28 protein-coding genes and 3 pseudogenes are annotated in these 25,262 nt (G+C 67.0%); 12 read left to right on the top strand and 19 right to left on the bottom strand.

Annotation, left to right across the window (positions count from 1 at the left end):
- Positions 1–296: 296 nt before the first annotated feature.
- The 5 genes from HUV60_RS22530 to HUV60_RS22510 all read right to left on the bottom strand — a co-directional run bounded on the left by HUV60_RS22530 (position 297) and on the right by HUV60_RS22510 (position 4,870).
- Positions 297–1,565 (bottom strand): tyrosine-type recombinase/integrase, encoded by a 1,269-nt coding sequence (locus tag HUV60_RS22530; RefSeq protein WP_257849042.1) that lies wholly within the window; start codon positions 1,563–1,565, stop codon positions 297–299.
- Positions 1,562–1,747, bottom strand: a complete 186-nt coding sequence (locus HUV60_RS22525) for a helix-turn-helix domain-containing protein (protein WP_257849041.1) — start codon at positions 1,745–1,747, stop codon at positions 1,562–1,564. The genes HUV60_RS22530 and HUV60_RS22525 overlap by 4 nt, the downstream gene beginning before the upstream one ends.
- Positions 1,740–3,086 (bottom strand): replication initiator, encoded by a 1,347-nt coding sequence (locus HUV60_RS22520; RefSeq protein WP_257849040.1) that lies wholly within the window; start codon positions 3,084–3,086, stop codon positions 1,740–1,742. Before HUV60_RS22520 ends, HUV60_RS22525 begins: the two co-directional genes overlap by 8 nt.
- Positions 3,087–3,224: 138 nt before the next feature.
- Positions 3,225–4,544, bottom strand: a complete 1,320-nt coding sequence (locus tag HUV60_RS22515; protein WP_257849039.1) for an FtsK/SpoIIIE domain-containing protein — start codon at positions 4,542–4,544, stop codon at positions 3,225–3,227.
- Positions 4,544–4,870, bottom strand: a complete 327-nt coding sequence (locus HUV60_RS22510; RefSeq protein ID WP_257850212.1) for an SCO3933 family regulatory protein — start codon at positions 4,868–4,870, stop codon at positions 4,544–4,546. The genes HUV60_RS22515 and HUV60_RS22510 overlap by 1 nt, the downstream gene beginning before the upstream one ends.
- Positions 4,871–5,129: 259 nt before the next feature.
- Between HUV60_RS22510 and HUV60_RS22505 the strand changes: the two genes are divergently transcribed.
- A complete protein-coding gene (locus HUV60_RS22505) occupies positions 5,130–5,975 on the top strand; it encodes a GntR family transcriptional regulator (protein ID WP_257849038.1) in 846 nt (281 codons plus the stop codon).
- Between the two features lie 70 nt (positions 5,976–6,045).
- Here HUV60_RS22505 and HUV60_RS22500 read toward each other — a convergent pair whose 3' ends face one another.
- A complete protein-coding gene (locus HUV60_RS22500; protein WP_257849037.1) occupies positions 6,046–6,768 on the bottom strand; it encodes a GntR family transcriptional regulator in 723 nt (240 codons plus the stop codon).
- Positions 6,769–6,924: 156 nt separating this feature from the next.
- Here HUV60_RS22500 and HUV60_RS22495 point away from each other — a divergent pair, with 156 nt between their 5' ends.
- The 4 genes from HUV60_RS22495 (at position 6,925) to HUV60_RS22480 (ending at position 8,936) form a co-directional block, all read left to right on the top strand.
- Positions 6,925–7,122, top strand: a complete 198-nt coding sequence (locus HUV60_RS22495) for a hypothetical protein (RefSeq protein WP_257849036.1) — start codon at positions 6,925–6,927, stop codon at positions 7,120–7,122.
- Positions 7,119–7,349 (top strand): DUF7848 domain-containing protein, encoded by a 231-nt coding sequence (locus HUV60_RS22490; protein ID WP_257849035.1) that lies wholly within the window; start codon positions 7,119–7,121, stop codon positions 7,347–7,349. The genes HUV60_RS22495 and HUV60_RS22490 overlap by 4 nt, the downstream gene beginning before the upstream one ends.
- 682 nt (positions 7,350–8,031) lie before the next feature.
- Positions 8,032–8,415: an HNH endonuclease gene (locus tag HUV60_RS22485; RefSeq protein ID WP_331462014.1), complete on the top strand. Its 384-nt coding sequence runs from the start codon at positions 8,032–8,034 to the stop codon at positions 8,413–8,415.
- A complete protein-coding gene (locus HUV60_RS22480; protein WP_331462013.1) occupies positions 8,412–8,936 on the top strand; it encodes an SMI1/KNR4 family protein in 525 nt (174 codons plus the stop codon). Before HUV60_RS22485 ends, HUV60_RS22480 begins: the two co-directional genes overlap by 4 nt.
- A gap of 136 nt (positions 8,937–9,072) precedes the next feature.
- Here HUV60_RS22480 and HUV60_RS22475 read toward each other — a convergent pair whose 3' ends face one another.
- From HUV60_RS22475 to HUV60_RS22450, 6 genes are all read right to left on the bottom strand, one after another.
- Positions 9,073–10,056, bottom strand: coding sequence for an IS1380 family transposase (locus HUV60_RS22475; RefSeq protein WP_269441224.1), 984 nt, complete (start codon positions 10,054–10,056; stop codon positions 9,073–9,075).
- Complete coding sequence (locus HUV60_RS22470) at positions 10,038–10,469, bottom strand: hypothetical protein (RefSeq protein ID WP_269441223.1); 432 nt, start codon at positions 10,467–10,469, stop codon at positions 10,038–10,040. Before HUV60_RS22470 ends, HUV60_RS22475 begins: the two co-directional genes overlap by 19 nt.
- A 391-nt stretch (positions 10,470–10,860) precedes the next feature.
- The gene (locus tag HUV60_RS22465) at positions 10,861–12,258 is read right to left on the bottom strand and encodes an IS1380 family transposase (RefSeq protein ID WP_257849034.1); all 1,398 of its coding nucleotides are present in this window, start codon (positions 12,256–12,258) and stop codon (positions 10,861–10,863) included.
- 92 nt (positions 12,259–12,350) lie between these two features.
- Entirely contained in the window at positions 12,351–13,703 is a 1,353-nt protein-coding gene (locus HUV60_RS22460) for an ISL3 family transposase (RefSeq protein ID WP_257849033.1), read from the bottom strand.
- 1,006 nt (positions 13,704–14,709) lie between these two features.
- Positions 14,710–15,198 (bottom strand): hypothetical protein, encoded by a 489-nt coding sequence (locus HUV60_RS22455; protein ID WP_257849032.1) that lies wholly within the window; start codon positions 15,196–15,198, stop codon positions 14,710–14,712.
- Positions 15,167–15,514, bottom strand: coding sequence for a toxin C-terminal domain-containing protein (locus HUV60_RS22450; protein WP_257849031.1), 348 nt, complete (start codon positions 15,512–15,514; stop codon positions 15,167–15,169). Before HUV60_RS22450 ends, HUV60_RS22455 begins: the two co-directional genes overlap by 32 nt.
- Positions 15,515–15,681: 167 nt before the next feature.
- On the opposite strand from HUV60_RS22450, the gene HUV60_RS22445 reads away from it, so the two are divergent.
- Positions 15,682–16,509: an HARBI1 family protein gene (locus HUV60_RS22445; protein ID WP_269441127.1), complete on the top strand. Its 828-nt coding sequence runs from the start codon at positions 15,682–15,684 to the stop codon at positions 16,507–16,509.
- A 208-nt stretch (positions 16,510–16,717) separates the two neighbouring features.
- Here the strand turns inward: HUV60_RS22445 and HUV60_RS22440 are convergent.
- Positions 16,718–16,933: pseudogene (locus tag HUV60_RS22440) on the bottom strand (helix-turn-helix domain-containing protein); the annotation flags it as partial.
- Between the two features lie 35 nt (positions 16,934–16,968).
- Entirely contained in the window at positions 16,969–17,307 is a 339-nt protein-coding gene (locus HUV60_RS22435; RefSeq protein ID WP_257849030.1) for a helix-turn-helix domain-containing protein, read from the bottom strand.
- 210 nt (positions 17,308–17,517) lie between these two features.
- On the opposite strand from HUV60_RS22435, the gene HUV60_RS22430 reads away from it, so the two are divergent.
- The 3 genes from HUV60_RS22430 (at position 17,518) to HUV60_RS22420 (ending at position 19,913) form a co-directional block, all read left to right on the top strand.
- Positions 17,518–18,345 (top strand): IS5-like element IS470 family transposase, encoded by an 828-nt coding sequence (locus HUV60_RS22430; protein ID WP_257849029.1) that lies wholly within the window; start codon positions 17,518–17,520, stop codon positions 18,343–18,345.
- A gap of 78 nt (positions 18,346–18,423) precedes the next feature.
- On the top strand, positions 18,424–18,957 hold the full coding sequence (locus tag HUV60_RS22425; protein ID WP_257849028.1) for a hypothetical protein: 534 nt from the start codon (positions 18,424–18,426) through the stop codon (positions 18,955–18,957).
- A 155-nt stretch (positions 18,958–19,112) separates the two neighbouring features.
- A complete protein-coding gene (locus HUV60_RS22420; RefSeq protein ID WP_443047502.1) occupies positions 19,113–19,913 on the top strand; it encodes an HARBI1 family protein in 801 nt (266 codons plus the stop codon).
- Positions 19,914–19,920: 7 nt separating this feature from the next.
- Here the strand turns inward: HUV60_RS22420 and HUV60_RS34025 are convergent, their stop codons facing one another.
- From HUV60_RS34025 to HUV60_RS22405, 4 genes are all read right to left on the bottom strand, one after another.
- On the bottom strand, positions 19,921–20,184 hold the full coding sequence (locus tag HUV60_RS34025; RefSeq protein ID WP_443047541.1) for an HYD1 signature containing ADP-ribosyltransferase family protein: 264 nt from the start codon (positions 20,182–20,184) through the stop codon (positions 19,921–19,923).
- Positions 20,185–20,452: 268 nt separating this feature from the next.
- The gene (locus HUV60_RS22415; protein WP_257849027.1) at positions 20,453–20,740 is read right to left on the bottom strand and encodes a DUF7848 domain-containing protein; all 288 of its coding nucleotides are present in this window, start codon (positions 20,738–20,740) and stop codon (positions 20,453–20,455) included.
- Positions 20,733–21,077, bottom strand: coding sequence for a hypothetical protein (locus tag HUV60_RS22410; RefSeq protein ID WP_257849026.1), 345 nt, complete (start codon positions 21,075–21,077; stop codon positions 20,733–20,735). The genes HUV60_RS22415 and HUV60_RS22410 overlap by 8 nt, the downstream gene beginning before the upstream one ends.
- A gap of 157 nt (positions 21,078–21,234) precedes the next feature.
- Positions 21,235–21,927 carry a hypothetical protein gene (locus HUV60_RS22405; protein ID WP_269441222.1) on the bottom strand — a complete coding sequence of 231 codons (693 nt, stop codon included), beginning with the start codon at positions 21,925–21,927 and terminating at the stop codon, positions 21,235–21,237.
- A 125-nt stretch (positions 21,928–22,052) separates the two neighbouring features.
- Here HUV60_RS22405 and HUV60_RS22400 point away from each other — a divergent pair, with 125 nt between their 5' ends.
- The 3 genes and pseudogenes from HUV60_RS22400 to HUV60_RS22390 all read left to right on the top strand — a co-directional run.
- Positions 22,053–22,559 (top strand): hypothetical protein, encoded by a 507-nt coding sequence (locus HUV60_RS22400; protein ID WP_257848178.1) that lies wholly within the window; start codon positions 22,053–22,055, stop codon positions 22,557–22,559.
- 81 nt (positions 22,560–22,640) lie between these two features.
- Positions 22,641–24,160, top strand: a pseudogene (locus HUV60_RS22395) (ISKra4 family transposase).
- Positions 24,161–24,191: 31 nt separating this feature from the next.
- Positions 24,192–24,779, top strand: a pseudogene (locus HUV60_RS22390) (site-specific integrase); the annotation flags it as partial.
- Between the two features lie 99 nt (positions 24,780–24,878).
- Here HUV60_RS22390 and HUV60_RS22385 read toward each other — a convergent pair.
- Positions 24,879–25,169, bottom strand: coding sequence for a hypothetical protein (locus HUV60_RS22385; protein WP_257849024.1), 291 nt, complete (start codon positions 25,167–25,169; stop codon positions 24,879–24,881).
- Positions 25,170–25,262: the final 93 nt, after the last annotated feature.

The following is a 25,262-nucleotide window of genomic DNA, read 5'->3' as shown; positions in this document are numbered from 1 at the left end:
AGTCACGAATGACACGCCTCCTGCTCCTATCTCGGATGGGGTTGTGCCGGTAACTTGCACGGTTATTGACGAGGGGGGCGAGCTTATTGGCGAAATCATTCTCTGGACTGAAACGGGCATGTTGTCCGGCCTTGAATACGCCTGGTATGGCGATGAACCCCCGACTTCGCTCCCAGAGGTGGATCGAATAGTCATGTCATAGAGTCTGATCGGATCTACTTCCGGGCGCGAATGGGAAGCCCCGCCGGGATCCGGCGGGGCTTCTGGGGTGTTTGACGGCAACGCTGACGGCAACGTCAGCGGACGACGGCTGTGGCGGGCGGATCGTCGGGGTCGTCGTCGGTAAGGCCGAGGGCGTGGCCCAAAGCATCGATGGCTTGGCGTTGGAGTCGGAGTCGGACGTGGGCGTAGACGCCGGCTGTGACGCCGATGTGGGCGTGGCCCAGCAGCTCCTTGATGACGACGAGGTCGACGCCCTGTTCCAGGAGCAGGGTGGCGGTCGAGTGGCGGAGGTCGTGGAAGCGGATGCGGCGGAGCCCACCCCGGTTGAGGAAGCTGCGGAAGCAGCGGGTGAGATTGGCAGGGTCGAGAGGCCGTCCTGTGGGCGTCGTGAAGACGAGGCTGTTGTCTCTCCAGTCCGGCCCTGCGGTCTCGCGCTCCCTGTCCTGCCGTTCCTGGTGCTTCTTGAGGGAGTGGATGCATTCGGTCGGGAGGGCGATGCGGCGTTCGGACGCCCGGGTTTTGGTGGGTAGGTGGGTGAGGCCGCCGGTGCGGGTGCGCTGGAGCGAGCGGCGGATGCTGGCCGTTCCGGTGGTGAGGTCGAGGTCTTCCCAGTGGAGGCCGAGGAGTTCGCCCTTGCGGAGCCCGGTGCGGAGCGCGAGTTCGTACAGCGCGTGGAGCTGGTCGGCGCGGGCCGCGTCGAGGAACCGGCGGGCCTCGGCTGCGGTGAGGGGCTGGAAGCGCCTGGGCTGGTGCGGGGTGGTCTTGACGTTGCGGGCGACGTTGCGGGGCAGCTCGTCTTCGCGGACGGCGTGTTCGAGGGCGGACTTGAGCACCGAGTGCACGTAGGTCACGGTCAAAGCGGACAACCGCTTCTGGCAGCACTCGCCGATGGCGCAGCACCTCTTGCGTTCGGTGTCCAGGCCCTGGGTGCAGCACTGGCAGGTGGTGCGGAGCCGGTCGAGGAAGGTGCGCACGTCCTTGGCGGTGAGGCGGGCGACGTTCTTGGTGCCGAGGCCGGGTATGAGGTGGAGGCGGATGCAGGCGGCGTAGCGGGTGTGGGTGTTCTCGCGGAGTCGGTGGATGGCGACGCTGCCCAGCCAGTAGGTGAGGTAGTCGGCGACGGTGCTGTCGGCGGTGGCGACAGGGAGGCCGCGGTTGCTGTTGGCGATCTTCTCGGCGAGTTTGTCGGCGGCTTCTCTCCGGGTGCTGCCGTAGACGCGGACGCGTTTGCGGCTGCCGTCGGCGGCGAGGACGTAGCCGGCGGCTTCCCAGCGGCCGTCCTTGCGCTGGTAGATGGTGCCTTCGCCGTTGGCGCGGGCCTTCTTGCGCTTGGGGGCGGTCATCGGGCGGCCTCTTCCAGGTGGCGCTGGACGTAGTCAGCGAGGGCGTGGGTGGGGATGCGGCGGGCGCGGCCGATGGTCAGGGAGGCGAGGCGGCGGGTGCGCAGGAGGTCGTAGAGGGCGGAGCGGCCGATCTTGAGGCGGGCCATTGCCTCGGGGACGGTGAGGAGTTCGTCGTCACGCACCGGCTGTCACCGCCTGTTCGCGTGTCGGGCCGCCGTGGATGAGTGCGGCGAGGCGTTCGAGGTCGGGGGTGAGGCCGGTGCCGTCGTAGGCCCAGTGGGCGAGGACGAGGGTGGTCGGTGAGGGCGGTGCGGTGTGGCGGCGGTGCCAGGCGGCTCGGGCGGCGCGGAGCGCGCCGAGGGTGGTGGAGTAGGCGCGGGTCTTGGTGGAGAAGTGGCCGCGGAAGCCGAGCATGTGGGCCCACTTGCGCAGGTTCAGGTGCTTGAGATCGTCGCGGGCGCCGAGGCTCCAGGCGGTGCGGATCATGCGGGCGGCGTGCTCGGGCACGGACTCGAACCAGAGGTCGGTGATCTTCTTCAGCCGGTGGTCGAGGGTGCCGGTGGCGGCTTCGGTGCCCTTGGTGGCGTACTTGGCGACGTATCCGGCGACCTTGCCCTCGGTGATCGTGGTCCCGCCCTGGAAGGCGGAGGACCGGATGATCCTGGTGTCGATCTGCTTACCGAAGGCGAAGGAGCGGGTGCGGCCGTTGGCCTCCGGCCCGTCGATGTGGGCGCGGGTGGCCGAGATCCGGATGGCGTCGGCCAGCAGGTCGGGTGTGGCCCATGCGGGTGGCGGGGTGTAGGGGCCTGCGGGGCCGTCGAGGCGGATGACGGCGTGGAAGTGGATCAGTCCGCGCTGCTGGTACTCGGCGACCTTGGCGTACGAGACGCGGGCGACCTTGTGGAGCAGCCGCTGAGGGACACCGGCTGCGGCGGCGATGGTGCGACGCAGGTGGAGCATGAAGCGGGCCCACAGGGCGGGGGCGTGGGCGTTCCACAGCACGGCGCCGGTGTAGTCGTACCGCTCCGGGGCGAGCGCGGTGCCGAGCAGTGGGTCGTCCTTGGTGTGGGTGTGTCCGCAGCGGCAGCGGGCGGAGCCGCTGGTGCGTCGGCCGTGGACGGGTCCGTAGGAGGGTGCGGTGAGGGTGGCGAAGACGCGGGGGTGGGTGGCGACCTGTTCGGGTAGGGTCTTGCCGCCGCGCAGGCCGGCGGCGATGAGGTGGTAGGTGTCCTGGCGGTAGAGCTCGGCGCAGGAGGGGCAGCGGGTGGTGCGGCGGTTGCCGCAGCGGACCAGGAGGTGTCCGGCGGGAAGTTCCTTGGACTTCAGTTCGCGCAGGATCTCGCCGGTGAAGGCGTCGATCTCGGTGCGCTGGCCTTCGAGCCGGACCGGCTGGGCGCAGCCACCCAGGGAGGACAGCTGCCGGAACAGGCCGAGCAGGTCGCGGTACCCGGTGAATGTGGGCAGCGCGGCCGTGGCGGGTTCGGGGCGGGGGATTGTGGCGGTCGGGTCGTGCGGTGGCATGCTGACGGGACCTCTCTGCACTGCGGCACACACGTGTGCCGTAGATGGGTAAGGGAGGGAGGCCCCGGCAGGGGCGAGGGTTTGGCGACTACACGCCCTTGCCGGGGATCACTGCGAAGCGGGACCAGGAGGCGGCGGTCACGCGGCCTTGTCCAGGTCGACGCGGTCGGGCAGCTCGCGGACCTTGAGCCCTTCTGCGCACATCAGATCGTTGATCTGCCAGCAGGCTTCGGTGGGCAGGTAGACCGAGCGCAGCCGGACGGGGGTGCGCATGTCGCCGACGGAGGCGATGGACACGCCCTGGGGCATGGTGCGGTCGGCGGCGGTGATGTCCAGGTCCCGGCCGTCGGGGAAGAGGTGCAGGAAGTCCTCGACGGTGTCGACGCGGTGGCAGATCCGGGCGGACAGGTTGGTGCGTACGGCGGTGGTGAGCACGTCGGCGGAGGGCTTCTGGGTGAGCAGCCACAGCCGGATACCGAACTTGGCTCCCTGGCCGGCGATGGCCAGCAGCTCGGCCTCGAAGCGTTCGCGGGCCTTGCGGTCGGGGTGCCGGGTGTAGTTCGCCACCTCGTCGATCACCACGAGCAGCAGCGGCAGTTCGGGGCTGAACTCGGTGATGCGGTCGGTACGGCCGGACCAGAACAGCCGTTCCCGGCGCTGCATCTCCTCGCGCACCCAGCGCAGGATCTCCGTCGGCTCGTCGGGGTGGACGGCGTCGGAGACCTTGTAGGCGGTACGCCACCAGGGCGCGACCGCACCGAGGTTGGGGTCGATCACGATCAGCCGCACGTCCCGCATGAGGGAGGCGTAGGCGAGCAGGGTGTTGACGGTGATCGATTTTCCGGAGCGGGTGAGGCCGGCGATGAGGGCGTGGGCGGAGTAGGCGAGGTTGAGCACGATCGGGGTGCCGTCCTCGTCCCAGCCGAGCAGCACGTCATCGGTGGAGACGAACTGCCCCGGTCGGCAGACGGGGGAGCCGTCGGGGCCGAGGAGTGGTGAGCGGATCACCGCCTCCAGCGGCTCGCGGCGGAAGCCTCGCGCGACGATCACTCCGGGCTTGGGCTGGCTGATCCGGATGCGGCGCATGCCCCAGGCGTCGCACAGGCCCTCGTCGGCGTCCTGCCAGGCGCTCAATCCGACCTGCGGCAGGGCATCGGCGGTGACGGTGACGCCGAAGGCGTCGGCGCGGGTGCGCAGGCGCGGCACCAGCACGCGCGGCTTGGTCGGTTGGTCCTGCGGGCCGTACTGCTGGAGCACGGTCGGGGTGGCGTCCCTGACCGCGAGGTCGAGCATCGGGGCGAGCCGCTTCCAGCCCCACCGCATCCGCCGCGCCTGCCGCAGGCTGACCCGGGTCTCGGCATCGGCCCGGTACCAGCGGGCGAAGCAGAAGCCTGCCCAGCCCAGCAGCCCGAGAACGACCACGGTCAGGAGCACAAGGCCGAGGGGGCTGTCGGTCATCAGGCACCGGCCTTGGCGGTGATGGCGTCGGCGCGCAGGGAGATGCCGTGGCGGTCCTTGCCGTTGATCTCGTTCTCCCAGGCCGAGGCGACCAGGCCGGTGAAGACGACGGGCAGGCCGACCTTCAGGCCCTTGCCCAGGCCCGGCTCCGGGACTTTCACGGTGATCACTTCGGCGCGGCCGTTGAAGGCGAACATCACGTCCACCAGGTGCAGGTGGGCGCCGGTGGCCCGGTCGATCGCGGGCTGCTGACCTTCGCGGTCCTTGAAGTGCGGGCGGGACTCGGAGGCCAGGATCACCAGGGCCGGAGTCTGGTCGATGGGCATGGTCTTCACGGCAAACCTCCAGGTAGAGGGGTGCGAGTCACCCGTGTGGGTGATCGCGTGCCGCAACCCTACATTCATTCCATCCAAAGTCCATCCCTATTAAGTTCCATCCGTTGGTGGGGTGGTCCATCCATACGGCGGCTACCCTGACCCCGTGAGGCCGCTGAACTGGTGAAACGCGACAGGCAGCGAGCGGCCCGCAGTGGGTGGAATCGGACTGGGACCGGGGATGGACATGGCTGCTGCTGACGAAGCGCGCTTGACGTTCGAGCGCATCGCGGACGACCTGCGGCAGCAGATCCGGGACGGCGAACTGCGACCCGGCCAGCTCCTGCCGACCCAGAGCCAGCTCATGCAGACCTACAAGGCATCGAGCCTGACGGTGCAGAAGGCGATCCGGCTACTCAGGAACGAGGGCTGGGTCATCGCCCGCCAGGGGCGCGGCACGTTCGTCACGCGCTCGGCCGACTTCGAGGACGCCTTCGAGAAGGTCGCCGGCGACCTCCAACAGCAGATCTACTCCGGCACCCTGGCACCCGGCGCCAGGCTCCCGGCCCGCGAGGTCCTGGCGGAGCACTACGCGGTGCCACTCAACGTCGTCACCAACGCCATCGCCCTGCTGGCCGGCAACTTCCTCCTGCGCTACCCCGGCGAACTGCCCGGCGACGAGGTCTACGTACGCGACTGGGACGACCACGGCTTCGCCACCCAGCTCACCCACGGCCGCCTGGTCCACAAGATCAGGGACGGATCACTCGCCAGGGGAGCCACGGTCACCGTGGACGACGTGGTCGACACCATCGGCGGCGACCCGGAATCCGCCGACCAGGCCCTGACCTTCCTCACCCTGGAGGGCAGGATGAAGAAGGCCCACCAGCGCAATGGCTCGATGGCGTACGTCGTCGTGGGGGGCGAGTTCGGCACAGAGGTGCCCGTCACGGTGCAGCCGGTAGCCGAGTCGGACGAACCGTCGGCTGCCCCGCAGAAGGAGTTTCCGGCGGCGGCCGGAGTAGCGGATCTCGCCTACAAGCTGGAACGCGCCCTGGAGCGCATCGAGGAGCTGGAGGAGCGCGTCGAACGCCTCGAAGGCCGCGACGCCAACTGAGGCAGGCACGTGAACGACAGCGTCCCCGAAGGCCGCAGGCTGGCTTCCGGGGACGCTTCGCGTGGATCGGTCAGGGCTGGTACTCGTAGCCGATGGTGAATCGAGGCGGCAGGCACCATTCCCCGTACTCGATGATCCCCTCCGCGTCCGACCAGCGGTGGGCGCCGGCCAGGATCGGGGAGCCGACCGGCAGCCCCAGTGCGCTTGACTCTCGGGCGTCGGCGGGGCGGGCGTGCATGTCGTCGCGGGCGTGGGTGATCGTGCGCCCGGTGGCTTCCAGAACCCTGGCCGAGAGTCCGTGATTGCGGCCCGGGGCGGTGTTCAGCAGGTCCGGTACGAGGGCGGCGAACGGGGCCGGGTACCAGGTCACCGCGAACACGGTCCGGGTCTTGCCCCGTCCGGCCAGCCACTCGCGCCGAACCACTTGGTCCCCGGATTCCAGGTCGAAGATCTCCGCCACATACAGCGGCGGGATGATCAGCTCGGCCGCCGTCACCCGGCTCGTCTCGCCCTCGGCCAGGAACGACTTCACCCGCTGGACCCGGGCCAGCCGGTCCCGCGCCGACAGCGTCCAGCGAGGATCGTCGGCGACGTAGGTGCCGCGCGGGGTGGTGCGGATGAAGTTCTCCACCTGAAGGGCCTGCAAGGCCCGGGAGACAGTGGCCGCTGCGGCCTGCCACTGCCCGGCGATCTCCCGGTTCGTCGGCAGCTTGGCGCCCGGCTCAAGCTCTCCCGACAGGATGCGCTCCCGGAAGTGATCCGCGATCTTCGTGAACGTCTTGGGACTGGGCATAAGGCGCGCCCCTCCATTGAGTTGACGTGCTGTCAGTGCGAGCACACTAGTGCACTACGAACCGTAGCGGGAGTGCTTCGGCCACTCGAATACTGAACTAGAGCACCGACCTGTCAAGAGGTCGGCCATGTGACGTTCGAGAGGTGGCGATGTGCAATGACGGAGCCGACCAGGTACTCGACCCCGCCGGTTGAACTCCCCTTGCGCCTGGAGCCGAACCCGGCACCTGTTGAAGGCTGCGCGGGGTGTGCTGAGTTGGCCAACGTGCGCGACCGGGCCCGCGTGGTCGGCGATATGACCACCGTCAGCGACTGCAACGTCTACATGCGACGCCACCCGGAGGGGCACCAGTGAGCCCCCGCGCCGTCTACCGGCACGTCGCACACACCATCCGCCACGCGCCCGAAGGCGGCATCACCTACGAGACGTTCTGCACCGCGCCCGACTGCGGAGCCGAATCCGGCCCGCGCGATGAACAGGAAGTCGCACAGGACTGGGCACTCCGCCACACCGGACGCACCGGTCACGACCTCTTCAGACGCGTCGTCACCGACCACGCCAAGGTCACCCGAGCCGAGTAGAGCCACCACCGCCAGCCGGAACAGGACCCTCAACCCGCAGACCATCGCACAAGGCCAGCAGCCCAGCCGGACGCTCGGCCAACGGCCACGGCCTACCGCCGAAGCGGCATGCGTCCAAACTTTCTCTACGTCTTCAAGGCGACCCGCCGACGCGGGTCGCGCGCGGCACGGCCGCCCACCCGGCCCGCTCTCGGCTCCGCCACCGCGGGCCGGCCAGCGACCAGGCTGCGCAGAAACAGCACAGCGTTGCGCCGGAAGCGAAGGGAAGCCGGACGCGCCCACACGGCGAGCGCCAGGCCGGCGGCGAAGCGGCGGAGGGGAGTTGGCCGGGGCGGAGGCCCGGATGTGGGGTCGGTCGGCTCCGTGGGCTTTACCCACCTCCCCGGGCCGGGGCCCGCGTCGGGCAAGGCCAGGGGGCCACTCGTTCAAATTCCGGGCAGGATCACGACCTGCCCGAGTTGCCGGGCCAGCGTACGGCCCCCTGACCATGCCCGACCCCAACCCGGTCAGGACACCGGCCAAAGCCCACTCCACCGCCCTCAAGCGCGCAGCCGTCTGACGGCAACGCCGACGGCAACAGGGGCGCACAGCACGGCACTTCCACGCACACCTACGGAGCTGCCGGAATTTCGCTGACCAGCGAAAATGCAGGTGACGGCCGCCCGGCGAGCACACGTACTATGTGCTGGCGGGCAAGACGCCGGTGCTCGTTCACAATTGCGGTGGCGCTGTTCAGGGTCACCCCACAACATGCGATTGCGCTAATGGCGCCACGCCGAAGGTGCGCAACGGAAAGCTTGCTGGAGGTATTCATCCGAATACGGGTGTTCCGTTCGATGCCAACGGATTCCCTGATTTCTCTGCATGGCGTCACCCTCAGGTGCCCGACGTTCGAATTCAGCTCACTGGTAGCCGGTCGAAGGACTTCAGGCTAGCCAACGAGGCAGCCGGGCTACCTTCGACCCCGGCAGGCTACACGTGGCATCATCACCAAGATCGCGGTCTTATGCAGCTCATCGATAGGCGGATTCATGCCGACACCGGGCACACCGGAGGTTTCAGATGACGGAGCTATTCGAGGACAGCGACTACTACACCGGGCCTCAGCTCGACAGAGACATGATCCTTCGAGCTGAGGAGGACCTCGGGGTGCGCCTGCCTCGCAGCTACGTCGAGGTGCTACTCCTCCGGAACGGAGGTACCCCGCGGCGTCGTTGCTATCCCACGTCGTTTCCGACTTCATGGGCTGACGATCATTTCGAGATCAGCGGGATTCGAGGAATCGGTGGATCCTGGGGAATCGACTCCACGTCCGGTCGTGGAAGCTCATACCTGATCTCCGAGTGGGATTATCCGGAAATCGGCGTAGTGATTTGTGATACGCCTTCTGGTGGTCATGACACGGTAATGCTCGACTATTCCGAGTGTGGCTCGGAGGGGGAACCTTCCATCGCGTACATCGATGAAGATCGCATCCCTCGGCGGGTAGCGCTTTCGTTTGACGAGTTCCTCGCGCGACTAGTTCCTTGCCTCGATCATTCACGTGCGCGCGCCGGCCTGATGGGGTTCGGTGGGGTGTCCGCTTAAAGCTGGTTTGAGCTTCGATGGTTCGGGGCGTGGGCAGGGTGGTTGATCCCGGTATCGCTCGGGCGGGCGTCGGCCTCCACTTGCCGTGGTGTTGCGGGTCTCCTCCTTCCGGGGTGTCGGGGCGGTGGTGGTGAGGTCAGCCGGGGTTGGGCAGGGCCTGGACGCGGTCCCATGCTTTGACGGCGGCGTGGCCGGCCGGCCACGCCGGGTCGAACTTCAGCTCGCGGTGTCGGGCGTGGTTGGTCAGTTTGGCGGGGACGTCGAAGAGTTGGGTGCGGATGGTGGCGGGTTCGGCTCTGGCGAGTCTGCCGTCCAGGGCGAGGAGCTGGAGCCAGGCGAGGAGGTCCATCGCGAGTGCGAGCAGGGTGCACCAGGCCTGGTTGAGGGCGAACTTCGAGGACGGCAGTCTGGTCAGGGTGAGGGCCTTCGAGCGGCGGATCCCGGACTCGACATGAGCATGAACACGGTGGCAGGCGTCCAGCCACTGCAGTTGGCGCCCCGGGGTGTTGGTCGCGATGGCCTGGTAGCGGAAGCCGGTGGCCAGCTCGTACGGTTTGAGATCCTTCGCGTACTTGGGGTGCACCGGTTCACGGCGCACGATGATCCGCAGGCCGGGCGGCCAGCCGGTCAGGTCGAGCATGCCGGTGATCTCGACCAGGGCGGCGTCCTCGCGCGGGGCGCCCTTCGCGTCCAGGGCGGCGGTCCAGGTGTCCTTGGGGACCTTGGCCAGGTTCGTCCAGAAATCCTCGTCGCGGGTCCAGCCGACCGAGTACTGCCAGGTGTTGGCCTTGTTGCCGCCGCCGTCGGTGATCCACCGCAGGTACTCGTGGGTGGCCCCGGCGCCGTCGGCGCGGAAGAGGACCTTGCGCCGTCGGCGGGTGGGCAGCTGGCGGATCGCCTCGGTGGAGACCTCGATGTGGTCGCTCGCGGTGTTGGCTCCGGCGCTTCCCGGCCGCAGCCTGCACACCAGATGCTCGTCCGTATTGTCCAGGAACATCAGGATCGGATGCAGTCCGAAGCCCTTACGGTTGGGCTCGGCGCCCTCCTTGTCCGAGTGCGCTGGCACCAGCGAGGCGTCGATGTCCAGCACCGTCCACCCGGTCAGCGGCCGGCCGTCCACCCGGATCCAGGGAAGCCGCCGGGCCGAAGGTCGATGAGGTCATGCACCGCGGAGCGGGCCTTCGCGCGGGCCGAGGCGATCTTCACGAGTTCGACCGGGCCGATCGCGTCCAGAGTCCGGTACAGCGTCGACGCGGACGCCGGGTTGCCCAGGACCAGGGCGGCCTGCCGCATCACCGCGATCCCGCTCATCGAGCGTGACCCCAGCAGCACCGCGCACGCCGCGGATATCAGCACCTGCCCCCGGTCGTGGACCGGATGGAAGTCCCGGCGCACCAGCGCCCCGCCGAGGAAGTCTGTCAGCCCGACCTTGTCCGCCAACCGGCGCACGGGCACGATCCCCGCCTTGCCCACCAGTTTCCTGCCGCCCGTCGACAGTGACAGGCCATCCGCCCACTCGGTAAGCTTCGACACCCGGAGGGTGCCTCCTCCCCAACGTGATCCAGTCCTAGAGAAGCTGAATCATCGCAGGTCGAGGCATCCTTCTTCGCTGATCTCACACTCCGTCACCAGCACCGGCAGGCACGGTGAATTGGTGAGGCTTGTGATTCGGTAGATTAGGTTCGACGTACATTGGCGGGTCTTCGAAGTTAGTCGGGGACCCCCTCGCGCCTCGATCATTCACGTGCGCGCGCCGGCCTGATGGGGTTCGGTGGGGTGTCCGCTTAAAGCTGGTTTGAGCTTCGATGGTTCGGGGCGTGGGCAGGGTGGTTGATCCCGGTATCGCTCGGGCGGGCGTCGGCCTCCACTTGCCGTGGTGTTGCGGGTCTCCTCCTTCCGGGGTGTCGGGGCGGTGGTGGTGAGGTCAGCCGGGGTTGGGCAGGGCCTGGACGCGGTCCCATGCTTTGACGGCGGCGTGGCCGGCCGGCCACGCCGGGTCGAACTTCAGCTCGCGGTGTCGGGCGTGGTTGGTCAGTTTGGCGGGGACGTCGAAGAGTTGGGTGCGGATGGTGGCGGGTTCGGCTCTGGCGAGTCTGCCGTCCAGGGCGAGGAGCTGGAGCCAGGCGAGGAGGTCCATCGCGAGTGCGAGCAGGGTGCACCAGGCCTGGTTGAGGGCGAACTTCGAGGACGGCAGTCTGGTCAGGGTGAGGGCCTTCGAGCGGCGGATCCCGGACTCGACATGAGCATGAACACGGTGGCAGGCGTCCAGCCACTGCAGTTGGCGCCCCGGGGTGTTGGTCGCGATGGCCTGGTAGCGGAAGCCGGTGGCCAGCTCGTACGGTTTGAGATCCTTCGCGTACTTGGGGTGCACCGGTTCACGGCGCACGATGATCCGCAGGCCGGGCGGCCAGCCGGTCAGGTCGAGCATGCCGGTGATCTCGACCAGGGCGGCGTCCTCGCGCGGGGCGCCCTTCGCGTCCAGGGCGGCGGTCCAGGTGTCCTTGGGGACCTTGGCCAGGTTCGTCCAGAAATCCTCGTCGCGGGTCCAGCCGACCGAGTACTGCCAGGTGTTGGCCTTGTTGCCGCCGCCGTCGGTGATCCACCGCAGGTACTCGTGGGTGGCCCCGGCGCCGTCGGCGCGGAAGAGGACCTTGCGCCGTCGGCGGGTGGGCAGCTGGCGGATCGCCTCGGTGGAGACCTCGATGTGGTCGCTCGCGGTGTTGGCTCCGGCGCTTCCCGGCCGCAGCCTGCACACCAGATGCTCGTCCGTATTGTCCAGGAACATCAGGATCGGATGCAGTCCGAAGCCCTTACGGTTGGGCTCGGCGCCCTCCTTGTCCGAGTGCGCTGGCACCAGCGAGGCGTCGATGTCCAGCACCGTCCACCCGGTCAGCGGCCGGCCGTCCACCCGGATCCAGGGGAAGCCGCCGGGCCGAAGGTCGATGAGGTCATGCACCGCGGAGCGGGCCTTCGCGCGGGCCGAGGCGATCTTCACGAGTTCGACCGGGCCGATCGCGTCCAGAGTCCGGTACAGCGTCGACGCGGACGCCGGGTTGCCCAGGACCAGGGCGGCCTGCCGCATCACCGCGATCCCGCTCATCGAGCGTGACCCCAGCAGCACCGCGCACGCCGCGGATATCAGCACCTGCCCCCGGTCGTGGACCGGATGGAAGTCCCGGCGCACCAGCGCCCCGCCGAGGAAGTCTGTCAGCCCGACCTTGTCCGCCAACCGGCGCACGGGCACGATCCCCGCCTTGCCCACCAGTTTCCTGCCGCCCGTCGACAGTGACAGGCCATCCGCCCACTCGGTAAGCTTCGACACCCGGAGGGTGCCTCCTCCCCAACGTGATCCAGTCCTAGAGAAGCTGAATCATCGCAGGTCGAGGCATCCTTCTTCGCTGATCTCACACTCCGTCACCAGCACCGGCAGGCACGGTGAATTGGTGAGGCGCGGCGGGCTCGTCTCGTGGTCGCGCAGAGTGACCGTAGGCGTTGGTTGGCGCGGTTGCGATAGCCGAAGGCGCATCGCGCGTCGAGCTTGATGACGCGGTTGTTGCCCTCGCTGGCGGCGTTCGTGATCCCGGTCAGGACGTATGCCTCGATGCCGTTCCACCACTGATCGACGGTTTCGGCGAGGGTGACGAGTTCGGGCAGGTGGGCGTGGTCGGCGACGTGGGCGTTGAAGCGGTGGCGGGCTGCGGAGATCGCGGAGCGGTCGGGGGTGACGTGGGTGCGGTGGACGGCCAGGCCGAGGAGGTCACGCAGGAGTTCCTTGGCCTGCCAGGCCGCGTAGATCTGACGGCCGTAGGTGCCCATGTACTCCAACTCGACCTTGAGCAGGGCGAGTTGTTCTCCGGTGAGGTCTTCCTTGTTGCGGCGCAGGAGTTTGCGGACGGTGTAGACGCTGTCTCCCTTGCGGGCCCGGCGGCCGTGCTGTTTCCAGGTGAGGCGTCGGCGCAGGTCGGCGAGGTGGCGCTGGGCGAGTTGCACGATGTGGAAGCAGTCGATGACGACGGTGGCGTGGGGCAGGGCGCGGTGGATTGCGGCGCGGAAGGTGGCGCACAGGTCGATGGCGACGTAGCGCACGTGTTCGCGCCAGGCGGCGGGCTGGGCGCTGAGCCAGTCGGCGACCGAGTCCGCGTTGCGGCCCTCGACCTGGCCGAACAGGCCGCGTCCGCCGATCGCGTCGACGAAGCCGATGTGCCAGGCATCCGCGACCAGCTCCCACTTCTCCGTGTCCGGGTTCTGCTTCCATACCGGCTTGCCCCGCCTCGTCTCGTCGATCCCGATCGCCTCGGTCGTCGGCAGTGCGGCGGGCAGGTGGCGCTCGGCGTAGGTGCGGGTGGCGCGCATGACGACCGGCCAGGACGGCCCCAGGTCGCGGCCGGTCTGCACCACGGTGCGTCCGCCGTCGGCCACGGCCTGCCCGCACGCGGTCCGCAGCCGCTCGGTGAGCCGCATCCGTGCGGGTATCTGGGGAATCTGTTCGGTGAACGAGCCCCGCTCACAGGCATCTTCACGACACTGCCAGCGCCGTTTGTGCCAGCGGATCCGTACCGCGCCACCGCCATGGGCGAGGTCACGAGGCCGCGTCACGGCCCGTTCCTTGACCCGGGTGGCGAAGGTCCCGCACGCCGGGCAGGCCCGCGCCGCCGGGTCCGTGGTCACCAGACGCACCGTACGTATCCCGTCCTCGTCGCGGACGACCTCGGCCACCGCGACCCCCTCCAGATCGAACAGCGCCGTCGCGCCGGTATCGTGGCCCATGCCGCCCGTGTCTGTTTGAAGATCGGCTGTCTAGACACCAGTCATGATCCACAAGCAGCGCGGGCGGTCTGCGTTCACCCCTCACGCACCCACGACGGTCACTCTCGGCAACCGGCGGTACAGGTCACGGGCGGCCCTCCCCGACTAAATTCGAAGACCCGCCTTACCGCCGGACGGGTACAGGCCGAACAGCCCAACAAAAAACCACTAGGCCAAAGGGCCTAAAAACACCTAAATCATGATAGACCCCTCGATGATTCCGGAAACCCCACCCGTAGGCCTGATATGCCGGAATATGACACGGATGATGGGTTTGAAAGGTACGTCGCGGACGCGCAGGCGCTGACGTGTCCTGGTAGTTGCCCTGCCGCCGCTCGTGAAGCTGTTAGAAGTGATGGCGTCGTCATTCGAATGGATTCCCAGGGAAGAATAGGAATGAGGAACGGAAATACCATCACTACCTATTTTCGGCCAGATGATCCGCTCGCGTACTTCCAGCGGGAGGCGGCCCGATGACTCCCGGTACTGAGAACTTCCGCAACGCGTTCTCTAGCTTTGTCAGAGAGTCTGGTCGGTGGCGTGACGTCGAACCGGAGGCGCTCCTGTCTCGCTGGAGGACGTTCATCGAAGAGTGCGAACAGGGCTATCGGGGTGACACCGAAGACTACTTCAATGATCTAACATCGAGGGATTCTCTGGCGAGGGCCATGGATTCTGCGGAACTGCAAAGCTTTCCCGAGATTGTGCCACTTCGCGCAGAAGTGGAAGCGGTAGACTCAAGATTCCGTGCACTCCTAATTCCGGATGCGTTTCCAAGGATTCCTGAGGAATCCTGGTGGGCGCGCGGCGTGGTGAAATTTGCGCGTAGGTGCCTAGTGGAGGACTTGAGGCGCGAATATCGCCTTGAGGTGGAGCTATTCAAATAGTCATTGAAGGTTCGCGCAAGTAAATCGAAGCCCCGCCAGGTGTGTCCTGACGGGGCTTCAGATTTGCGTGCGTACGTGAGCTACTGGCTCCCGATGGACTCGCGGAACCGCCGCACCTGAGAGATGGTCGTCGACCACTCAGAAATTTGGTTCCCGTCCTCGTCAACCAAACTCCGAGCCTCCACATATCGCCAAGGCTCTTGCGGATTGAACTTTTCTTCGAGGCCATCCAGGAAGATGATCGAGTTTTGCACGTAGACATCTTCCCCTTCCCGGTAAGTAGGCCAGCAGAAGATGAAGTTAGCGGTCTCCGGGTCCGTGATCGAAGAGATGAGGCATGAGGTCGAATTCTTGCTCACCTCAAGCTCCCTCAGGGCTCTCTCCCAACTTCGAGAGTAGTCACCCACCGTCCAGAAGCTCAGGTCCATCGGGAATGATTCTGAGAAATCCCCGACTGTGACCCTACCGGCGGCCTCGGAAGGCGACGAGACGCCACCCTCCGAGGCGGGATCACCGATCACTTCGATCGCGAATCGGTTATTCCTTGAGATAGTTGAGGTCTGGGTCATAAGTACCGATCCGTTGGCCCTTGCGGTTGAACATCTTCCATCCGTCCGACACATTATGCCCGTCAACATCCGGCGTGATGTAGTTCTTCCCATTCGAGAAGACCACCTGGCCGTGTGAATTAAACGGAGCCTTTTGCGCAGGAATTCTCGTCCTGTACCCAAGGGCCCCCGCTCTGTCCCCTACGGTTCCGGCGTACAACTCCCGGTTCTGCGCACTTCGCGCGGCTACCGAGTCCGGATGATACGGATCGCCCTTGAGCGCCGGGGAAGAGGTGTACCCCTCAGGAAGATCACAGTTGCTGTTGTGAACGAGCACCGGCGTCTGACCAGCGAGTACATAGTGAGCTGTTCCCAGTAACCGTCGGCCACCGTCCGTGAGCGGGAGGCGCGTCGCGCGGTCCGCGGTATCCCCCAAGTCCGGGCAGGCGTAAGGCCCCTGGTAGGAACATCTTGCGACAGAAAGATCCGACCGAGGGGCCTCACGTGCCGACCAGTGTCACATACACCGCCGTGCTCGATGTGAGGCGGTCCACCGCCGAGCACCTGGCCGGTCTCCTGCGCGACCACCGAATCGTGGCCAGGACCCGCAAGGGGCGACGCGCGCTGGGCTGCTTCAAGCAGGCCGTGCTCGTGCTGCGTTGGTTCCTCGACGGCACCCGACTGGCCCAACTCGCCCGCGACAACGGCGTGTCGGTCTCCACCTCCTACCGCTACCTCCACGAAGGACTGGCCGTCCTGGCCGCCGGCGCACCGGACCTGTCCACCGCGCTGGAGCGTGCGAAGGCAGCCGGGCTGACGCATCTGAACCTCGACGGTACGGTCATCCGCACGGACCGCGTCGCCGCCCCGGGCCCCAACGGCGCAGACCTCTGGTGGTCCGGAAAACACAAGCACCATGGCGGGAACGTGCAGGTCATCGCCACCCCGGACGGCTGGCCGATCTGGGTCTCGCCCGTACGGCCGGGCCGGGAACACGACACCACCTGCGCCCGCCACCACGGGCTGGTCGAGGCACTCAACCGCATCGCGGCCGAACTGGACATGCCGACCCTGGTCGACCTCGGCTACGAGAACGCCGGCGACGGCTTCCGCCATCCCTTCAAGAAGCCCGCCGGAGGCGAGCTGACCGAGGAGCAACAGACGTACAACAAGGTCATCCGCGGCATCCACGGCGTCTGCGAGCGCGCCAACTCCCTGCTCAAGACGACCTTCAAGGCCCTGCGCAGGGTCAGCCTCGACCCCAGCCGTATCACGAAGATCGCCGCAGCAGCCCTCGTCCTGCTCCAACTCGAATACGACCGCACCATCTGAACGATCACGCAACGTCATGATCCATTACTGGGAAGGGCTCAGTACGTATTCAGGCCAGGCCGCTCCTACCTGCAAGTTTGCGGGTCAGCGGGAGATTTGACAGTCGCCGGATATTCGTGCTCGTGCGCTGGATTCTGCTGGTGTTGCCGTCACTACTGCCGTGAGCGGTCTACACCGCCTGGGGAATTCCAGGAATTCCGAATGCGTGTCAAGCGGCTTTGTCGTGCGGGGTGAGGCTGATGGTCAGGTCGGCGCCGAGAGCCTGAGCCAGGCGGCGCAGGAGGGGAAGCGTGGGCACGGTCCCACCGCCTTCGAAGCGGGAGATCTGCGGCTGCTTCATCCCGCACCGCTCGGCCAGCTCGGCCTGGGACAGCCCGAGCTGGATGCGCCGGTCGTGGACGAGTTGCCCGAGCTCACGTCCGAGCGCGGAAGGCGGGTCCTGCATGATTCCTCCCCGCCTCAGGCCGCTGGGGCGACGATGGTGACGGTGGGCTCGTCTCCGCCGGCGAGGTGCACGTCCACTGTGAGGTCCAGTGCGCGGGACAGGCGCATGATGACCGCGATGGGCGGCAGCTCGGTGGCCGTCTCGATGCCTTCGATGTCATCGACGTCGACGTGCATGCGCTCGGCGAGATCGGCCTCGCTCAGGCCCAGCTGCTTACGCCGGTCGTAGACGGCCTTGCCCAACGTCATGGCCAGGCCGGCCTCTTCGTAGACCCGGTCGTACTCGGGGTCAGCGTCCAGGTGCTCGCCCAGCAACTGGCGGTGGCGACGGGTCCTCCATTCGCTGTGGTTCATCGGTTCTCCTTGAGGTTGCGGCTGTAGAGGTCGTGCTCGGCGGCGGCTTCATGCTCTGCCTCGCACAATGAGCTGTTCCCAGTAACCGTCGGCCACCGTCCGTGAGCGGGAGGCGCGTCGCGCGGTCCGCGGTATCCCCCAAGTCCGGGCAGGCGTAAGGCCCCTGGTAGGAACATCTTGCGACAGAAAGATCCGACCGAGGGGCCTCACGTGCCGACCAGTGTCACATACACCGCCGTGCTCGATGTGAGGCGGTCCACCGCCGAGCACCTGGCCGGTCTCCTGCGCGACCACCGAATCGTGGCCAGGACCCGCAAGGGGCGACGCGCGCTGGGCTGCTTCAAGCAGGCCGTGCTCGTGCTGCGTTGGTTCCTCGACGGCACCCGACTGGCCCAACTCGCCCGCGACAACGGCCTGTCGGTCTCCACCTCCTACCGCTACCTCCACGAAGGACTGGCCGTCCTGGCCGCCGGCGCACCGGACCTGTCCACCGCGCTGGAGCGTGCGAAGGCAGCCGGGCTGACGCATCTGAACCTCGACGGTACGGTCATCCGCACGGACCGCGTCGCCGCCCCGGGCCCCAACGGCGCAGACCTCTGGTGGTCCGGAAAACACAAGCACCATGGAGGGAACGTGCAGGTCATCGCCACCCCGGACGGCTGGCCGATCTGGGTCTCACCCGTACGGCCGGGCCGGGAACACGACACCACCTGCGCCCGCCACCACGGGCTGGTCGAGGCACTCAACCGCATCGCGGCCGAACTGGACATGCCGACCCTGGTCGACCTCGGCTACGAGAACGCCGGCGACGGCTTCCGCCATCCCTTCAAGAAGCCCGCCGGAGGCGAGCTGACCGAGGAGCAACAGACGTACAACAAGGTCATCCGCGGCATCCACGGCGTCTGCGAGCGCGCCAACTCCCTGCTCAAGACCACCTTCAAGGCCCTGCGCAGGGTCAGCCTCGACCCCAGCCGTATCACGAAGATCGCCGCCGCAGCCCTCGTCCTGCTCCAACTCGAATACGACCGCACCATCTGAACGATCACACAACGTCATGATCCATTACTGGGAAAGGCTCACTGAGGGTGACTTCATGAAGATTCTAGGTGGCAATTCATGACACTTGAGGAAGTTTATGGATCGAAGCCAGATCTCCTGCCTCGATCTATGATCCGTCTTATTCGAGCAGGCCAGCAGGGTTCGCGGCGGACAGTCTGGGTGGGGTGTGAGGGCGTTCGCCTTCTGGATCTGAGTGAACATCTCCTGTTCGAGCGCCAAAGCCTGGGGCGCTTCCCGCGTGATTCTGATGGCTCAATTGTCTGGAGGGACGCGGATGACAGCCTTGTGGTTTGGTCGAAGGAAGAAGATTCCATCGACCTAGAAAATGCTATCCGGGACTTCGCGAGGGGGTGTTCGGGGCTTGTGATTCAGTGGGGGAGTCTGGCGATTCCCAGCGTGGATGTATCGCAGGAAGCGATGGTGTCGCATGTGGCGGAAATCGTTGATTCGATACCGGAATTCTGGATCTACTCGTCACAGGACAGGCTGATAATGGAACACTCCTTTTCGGGCCTAGTGACAGTGGCTCGTGTTCCGACGGAACCGAGCGATCCAAGCCTCGGCGGCACTGAGGTCTTCTCGGCAACGTGACGGTTGCGGTGCGTGACCGCGTGCGGGGTGAGCCGGACCGCGTCGAGTGCCCCGCTGTCAGATATGGGTGAAGCCCCTGGTAGGAACAGGTCTGCGAAAATCAAGTTCCGTACGGCCAGAGGCTTCACACGTTGACCAGTATCACCTACACCGCCGTGCTCGATGTCGGCAGGGAGACCGCCGAGACCCTGGCCCGGCTCCTGCGCGAGCACCGCGACCGGCTCGGCACCCGCAAGAACACCCGCGCCCTGGGCGTCTTCAAGCAGGGGATCCTCGTCCTGCGGTGGTTCGTCGACGGAACCCGGCTGGCCCAACTCGCCCGGGACAGCCGGATCTCGGTGCCGACCGCCTACCGCTATCTCCACGAGGGGCTGACCGTGCTCGCCGACCACGCCCCGGACCTGGCCACCGCACTGGAGCGGGCGGCGGCCGCCGGGTACACCCACCTCAACCTGGACGGCACTGTCATCCGCACCGACCGCGTCGCCGCCCCCGGTCCCAACGGGGCAGATCTCTGGTGGTCCGGGAAGCACAAGCATCATGGCGGGAATGTGCAGGTCATCTCCGCCCCGGACGGCTGGCCGCTCTGGGTGTCCCCGGTCCGCCCCGGCCGCGAGCACGACACCACCTGCGCGCGCACCCACGGCCTGATCGGCGCGCTGAACCGGCTCGCCGCCACTCTGGACATCCCGACTCTGACCGATCTCGGCTACGAGAACGCCGGCGACGGCTTCCGCCACCCGGCCAAGAAGCCGCAGGGCGGCGAACTCGACCTCGAACAGCAGACGTTCAACAAGGTGATCCGTGGCATCCACGGCGTCGCCGAGCGCGCGAATGCCCTGCTCAAAGTCACGTTCAAGGCTCTGCGCCGGGTCAGCCTCGACCCTGGCAGCATCACCCGGATCGCCCGAGCCGCCCTCGTCCTGCTCCAGATGGAACACGGCCGCACCACCTGAACGAAGATCACAAACCGTCACGAGACGTTACCGAGAAGGGTTCATTATCTCTCCCCTTGACGACATTCAGCCCTCTGACGTCAATCTCGACGTAATTAGTGAATCGTCGCCCAGAGAATGGGTGCCCGAGGAAGCATCGCGACAGCTGCGCACACGTCTTGGCGCCAGGAGCAACGTCGGAGAGATATTGCCCATCGCCATAGCGCACATCCTTCGGACTCGCCTCCTTGGTAGAGGCATTCAACTTCTTACTCCCCACGATCCCGTTCATGCCCGCTTCATCGGTGTAATGAATCAGGGTTTCGGGAGGGCAGCCGCCAGAATTATGAACGAGTACCGGAGTCTCGCCCGCCAGCACATAGTACGTGTGCTATGCGACCCCTCTCTATCTGCGTATTCGCAGATCAGCGACGGTTTCGGGTTCCGCTGGTGTCCGTGGTTGTGCGGGGGAATCCGTGGGTGTTGCCGTCGCTACTGCCGTCAGGAGCGTGGGGCGCACGATGGTGCTGCCGCTGGCTCGGTATCGGCGCAGGGGGACTTTACTGCCACGTTCCGGGCTCGGCACGGAGTATGGCGCGGACGGTCTGCTCGTAGTGCTCGTGGCCGGTCCGGGCGCAGTGTTCGGCGATCCAGCGGGTCAGTTCGTCCTGGGTGTGCAGGGTGCCGGATGTGGCACCGCAGTTGTGTTCCTCTCCGGTGACGCATAGCGCCGTGAAGGCCGGCAGAGCCAGAGGATCGGGGACGGTGGTCACGTGGTACTCGCGAAATCGGTAGCGCCCCCGTGCGAAGTCGCGGACCGGTGCGTCGGTGTGCGCAGAGTCAGGCACCCTCGTCCACCTCTTCCTCTTCCGGGTCCGGGAGGCGCTGCCCGCGCGAGTCGGCTACTCGGAGCGCGTCCGCCAGGGCCTCGGTCAACCGGCAGGCCAGCCACCGGTATTCGGTGGCCGACGAACTTGACGCTCCGGGAGCCGTGGCCTCTCGGGCGTACTCCAGCAGTTCCTGGCCCATGCCGAGCTGCACCGTCTCGATGCTGTCGGCGAGGGTGGAGAGGTAGCCCCGACCATCGGTGCTCAGGTAGCAGGGCTTCCCCTCCGGGCTGGTCCACGGCAGTAAGCGGGGACCTCCCCCGCCCGACGCGGCGTCGTACAGCTCTCTGCGACGCATGCGGTCGGCATCGCTCCTGGGCTGGCTCACTGGGCACCCCCGGCCTGGGTCACTGATAGTGGACGCACCGACCGTAGGTACTGACTGATCGTCACCCCAGTTGGGAGCCATGACAGTTCGCGACTATCGGTTCACGAACTGCCACGCTGCGTGGCAGCTACCCAATAACGCCCAGGTAGTCGGCCATTTCGTGCATCTCCGTCGTAAGGGTGCGCTTGCGCTTGCCCAGGATCTCCTGCATGGTCTCGGCGGCACTGTTCTGGTGCCGCAGCCACTGCGGGGCGGCTTCCTTGGCACGGGTCAACTCGTCCATGGCGGCGGACAGGTCTCCCGTTCGAGTGTGGGCGCGCGCCACATCGAGGGTGAAGCGGTTCCCGTCGTTGGTGCTGGGCCTGCCCAGGCGCTTCCACGCCTTGGGCGACAGCTCCTCCTGCTCGCCTGCTTTGCGCACTACCGCGCGGGCGTCGCCGATGACCAGGGAGTCTTCGAGCGCCTTGACCGCGACGGTGACCGGCCCGAAGACGGACCAGTGCCGGGAGACGTTGCGATGCGCCGTCCCAATGGCGGTTGCCGCGACCCGGGCGGCTTGACGGTACTCCTTCGCCTCATCGGGACGGTTGTTCCTCGCGGCTGCGGCGGCGGCCTCCATCGCCAGCCCGCCCCACACCGCGTAGTGGTCCGGCTCGGCCCCGGTGATCTTCGGCTCCACCGCGTCCATGCTCCGGGCGGCGACCTGTTCCGCCTCGTCCAACCGTCCCTGCCTCACCAGCAGCCAGCACATGCAGCCGACACCGGAGCCCGCCGCAAGCAGGTCCCCGGCCTGACGGGCATCCATGATGGCGCCGCGCACAGCGGCGTATGCGATGTCGGCCGGGTGCGGATCCTTTCCAGGGATGGTTGAGCTGGGGTTTCGCTGATCCGGGTGTGGGTGGGGTGGCGGCTTGTCTACCGTGGCGGTAGAGGAGGCGGTGCCGGATGGGCTCGTTGATCGGTGAGCTGGAGGAACGCCAGGCGGCGGTGCGGTTGCGGGTGGAGGAACTCGAGCGGGAGGTGGCCGCGTTGACCGTTCGGCTGGAGGCCGAGCGGGGCCGGCTGGATCGGCTGACGGTGACGCGGGAGACTCTGGAGGAACTCGCGGCCGAGGGAGTGGCCCTCGAAGTGGCCCGGCCGCCGGCGGAGACCTTGCCGGTGGGCGGGGGCCGGGTGGTGGGGGTGCAGACCGTGACCTTCTGGCGGGAGGGGATGACCAGCGTGGATCTCCCGCCGGTCTACCGCGACATCGTGGACGTGATCGACGACGCGCCGGGGGCGGTGCAGGCGAAGCAGATCGTGCCCAGGATCGGGCTGCCCGCCCAGACCTCGAAGATCGAGGCGACACGGTCGAAGCTGAAGAGGCTGGTTGAGCGGGGCTGGCTGGCCGAACAGGCGCCGGGGCAGTTCACCATCTCGGCCCACCGGGCGGCAGCCGGCTCGGTGAGGTAGGTCAACTCCCGGTGTTCAAGGAGCTCTTCTCCCTACATTCGTAGGTGCGAACCGAAACGAACATCAGGAAGAAGAGCCCGGATGGAACGCTACGGCACCAGCGATGTCCCCGACCCGTTTGCCTGCTCGATGGAGGCGGTGAAGTCGCTGGCAGCACGGCTGTCGGCGCGTGAGACCGCCGAGCTGGACCACGCCGCGGTGGAGCGTCTGATCGAGGTCGACGGCAGGGAGATCCTGCGCCGCTTCTTCCAGGACCACCTCGATCTGCGCGCGGTCCGCGAAGAACAGCACCCGCCGCCGGAGCCGGTCCTCGGTGCGGACGGAGAGAGGCGACCGTACCGCGAGCGGGGACACGAACGGCAGCTGACCTGTCTGTTCGGAAAGGTGACCGTGACCCGGTGCGCCTGGCGGAGCCGGGGCGGGCCAATGCGCACCCGGCGGACGCGCGGTTGTCGCTGCCGCACGGCCGGCACAGTCACGGCATCAAACGCCTCGCTGTCCGCGAAGCGGTCCGCTCCTCCTACGACCAGGCCGTCTCGGCGATCACCGACCGGTGCGGGAAGGTCCTGGGCAAGCGACGGGCCGAATCCCTGGTCGTTGAGGCCGCCGTCGACATCGACGCCTTCTACCACCACAAGATCGCCCCCGCGTGCACGGCCGACATGCCCCTGGTCATCCAGGTCGACGGCAAGGGTGTGGTGATGCGGCCCGAAGCATTGCGCGAGGCCACCCGGCGGGCCGCCGAGGCCAAGAAGCGCCGCGGCCGACAGGCCCGGCTCGCGCCGGGTGAGAAACCGGACAGGAAACGGATGGCGACGATCGCCTGCGTCCACGACACCGTCCCCGCCGTGCGTCGTCCGCACGACATCGTCCACCCGCCGGGCGGCCGCAGCGGCCTGCGCACGCCCAGTCCCGGCCCGAAGGCGGTCAACCGGTGGTGCACCGCCTCGCTCATCCACGACCCGGCCGACGTGATCGCCGAGGCGTTCACCCAGGCCGCCGACCGCGACCGGGGCCACCTGCGGCCCTGGCTCGTCCTCGTCGACGGCGCCCACCACCAACTCGATCTGGTCGAGGCCGAGGCACGGCGGCGCAAGGCGACGATCCACGTCCTGATCGACTTCGTGCATGTCGCGGAATACCTCTGGACGGCCGCCCACGCCTTCCACCCGGCCGGCAGCGAGGCCGCGGAGACCTTCGCCGCGGAGAAACTCACCGCGATCCTGCACGGACACGCCGCCCGCGTCACCCGCGAGATGACCACGCAGGCCGAGAAAGACCAGCTCACCGGCTCCAAGCGCGAGGCCGTCGGCACCTGTGTCCGCTACCTGACCGGGCACCTCGCCCGACTCCGCTACGACATCGCGCTGAAGAACGGGTGGCCGATCGCGACCGGTTCCGTCGAGGGAGCCTGCCGCCACCTCATCGGTGACCGCCTCGACATCACCGGCGCCCGCTGGGGCCTCGACAGCGCCGAAGCCGTACTCAAACTCCGCGCCGTCCACGCCAACGGAGACCTCGACGACTACCTCGCCTACCACCACACCCGCGAGCACCAACGCACCTACCCCGAACAGCGGGATTACCAACTCGGAGCCTGATCAACGACCTTCCCCCAGAAGGATCCGCACCCAACTCGCTCTGCATACCGGGCTCCGCAAGGGCGAACTCCTCGGCCTGCGCTGGGAAGACCTCGACCTGGCCGGCGGAACCGCCAGCATCCGCCGCACCCTCCAACGCACCAACTCCATTGGCCTGACCGCCCTCCCGACCAAGACCAAGAGCTCCGAACGGCGCATCGCCCTGCCTACGCCATGCCTGCGCTCCCTCGAACAGCACCGCAACCGGCAACTCCAGGAACGCGAGGCGGCGGGTACGGGCTGGAAGGACAGCGGCTATGTTTTCACCCGTCCCGACGGCGCCCCGATCGAAGGATCCACCCTCACCCGGCACTTCAACACCCTGCTCCGCCGGGCCAGGCTCCGCCGCATCCGGTTCCACGACCTCCGCCACTCGACCGCGACGCTGCTCCTGGAACAGGGGGTCGACCTCGTCGTGATCAAGGAGCTGTTGGGCCACGCCCACATCGGCGTCACCGCCGGCGTCTACGCCCACGTACGCCTCCGACTCCAACGCCAAGCCATCGACACCCTCGGCACCGCCCTCAGCCGAGCCGACGACGGCAACGACGATCCATCTGCCGTGGCCGTCGTCCGCTGACGTTGCCGTCACCGTTGCCGTCAAACGACACGGGAGCCCCACCGAGCTGTGCTCGGTGGGGCTCCCGTTTACAGCTCTCCTGAAAGGCGAGAAATCCGATCAGTTCGATCGGACGAGGTCAGCAAGTTCGATTAGATACTCGTTAAACCTCAAGTCGCCATGAGCGGAAAAAAGCACCTCAAAGGCCGACTGAAGAGCCATATTCGGGGCTTCCTTCAAATCGCACAGAGAGACAGTTGAAACCACATCGGAAAAGCTATAGGAGAGCTCCACCGCGCCTCCTGCCATCACAGCTGTAATTGAATCCTGAGTTTGCGAGGATTCCACAACTGACGCACCGGAAGATACGACTTCGCGGCACAGCTGAACAAGCATCAGGACAAAGTCCACGACAGGGAGGCCAGGCGTCCTCAATTGAACCTCGTTGCACCCATCGCCGATCACTACGTCGGAACTGAAGTAGTGAAAAGTCAGGTCATCGGC

Source organism: Streptomyces sp. KMM 9044 (genome assembly GCF_024701375.2).
Taxonomy (GTDB): domain Bacteria; phylum Actinomycetota; class Actinomycetes; order Streptomycetales; family Streptomycetaceae; genus Streptomyces.
Note: the sequence above shows the minus strand (reverse complement) of the source record. Positions and strands in the feature narration are given on the sequence as shown.

Bases quoted from the DNA above. Each gene is read 5' to 3' on its own strand.
- HUV60_RS22400 (WP_257848178.1), top strand. From the start codon at position 22,053: ATGGGCTCGTTGATCGGTGAGCTGGAGGAACGCCAGGCGGCGGTGCGG.
- HUV60_RS22495 (WP_257849036.1), top strand. From the start codon at position 6,925: ATGACGGAGCCGACCAGGTACTCGACCCCGCCGGTTGAACTCCCCTTG.
- HUV60_RS22530 (WP_257849042.1), bottom strand. From the start codon at position 1,565: ATGACCGCCCCCAAGCGCAAGAAGGCCCGCGCCAACGGCGAAGGCACC.
- HUV60_RS22410 (WP_257849026.1), bottom strand. From the start codon at position 21,077: ATGCGTCGCAGAGAGCTGTACGACGCCGCGTCGGGCGGGGGAGGTCCC.
- HUV60_RS22510 (WP_257850212.1), bottom strand. From the start codon at position 4,870: ATGCCCATCGACCAGACTCCGGCCCTGGTGATCCTGGCCTCCGAGTCC.
- HUV60_RS22435 (WP_257849030.1), bottom strand. From the start codon at position 17,307: ATGAACCACAGCGAATGGAGGACCCGTCGCCACCGCCAGTTGCTGGGC.
- HUV60_RS22460 (WP_257849033.1), bottom strand. From the start codon at position 13,703: ATGGGCCACGATACCGGCGCGACGGCGCTGTTCGATCTGGAGGGGGTC.
- HUV60_RS22520 (WP_257849040.1), bottom strand. From the start codon at position 3,086: ATGCCACCGCACGACCCGACCGCCACAATCCCCCGCCCCGAACCCGCC.
- HUV60_RS34025 (WP_443047541.1), bottom strand. From the start codon at position 20,184: ATGAACGGGATCGTGGGGAGTAAGAAGTTGAATGCCTCTACCAAGGAG.
- HUV60_RS22480 (WP_331462013.1), top strand. From the start codon at position 8,412: ATGACGGAGCTATTCGAGGACAGCGACTACTACACCGGGCCTCAGCTC.
- HUV60_RS22425 (WP_257849028.1), top strand. From the start codon at position 18,424: ATGACACTTGAGGAAGTTTATGGATCGAAGCCAGATCTCCTGCCTCGA.
- HUV60_RS22455 (WP_257849032.1), bottom strand. From the start codon at position 15,198: ATGACCCAGACCTCAACTATCTCAAGGAATAACCGATTCGCGATCGAA.
- HUV60_RS22515 (WP_257849039.1), bottom strand. From the start codon at position 4,544: ATGACCGACAGCCCCCTCGGCCTTGTGCTCCTGACCGTGGTCGTTCTC.
- HUV60_RS22500 (WP_257849037.1), bottom strand. From the start codon at position 6,768: ATGCCCAGTCCCAAGACGTTCACGAAGATCGCGGATCACTTCCGGGAG.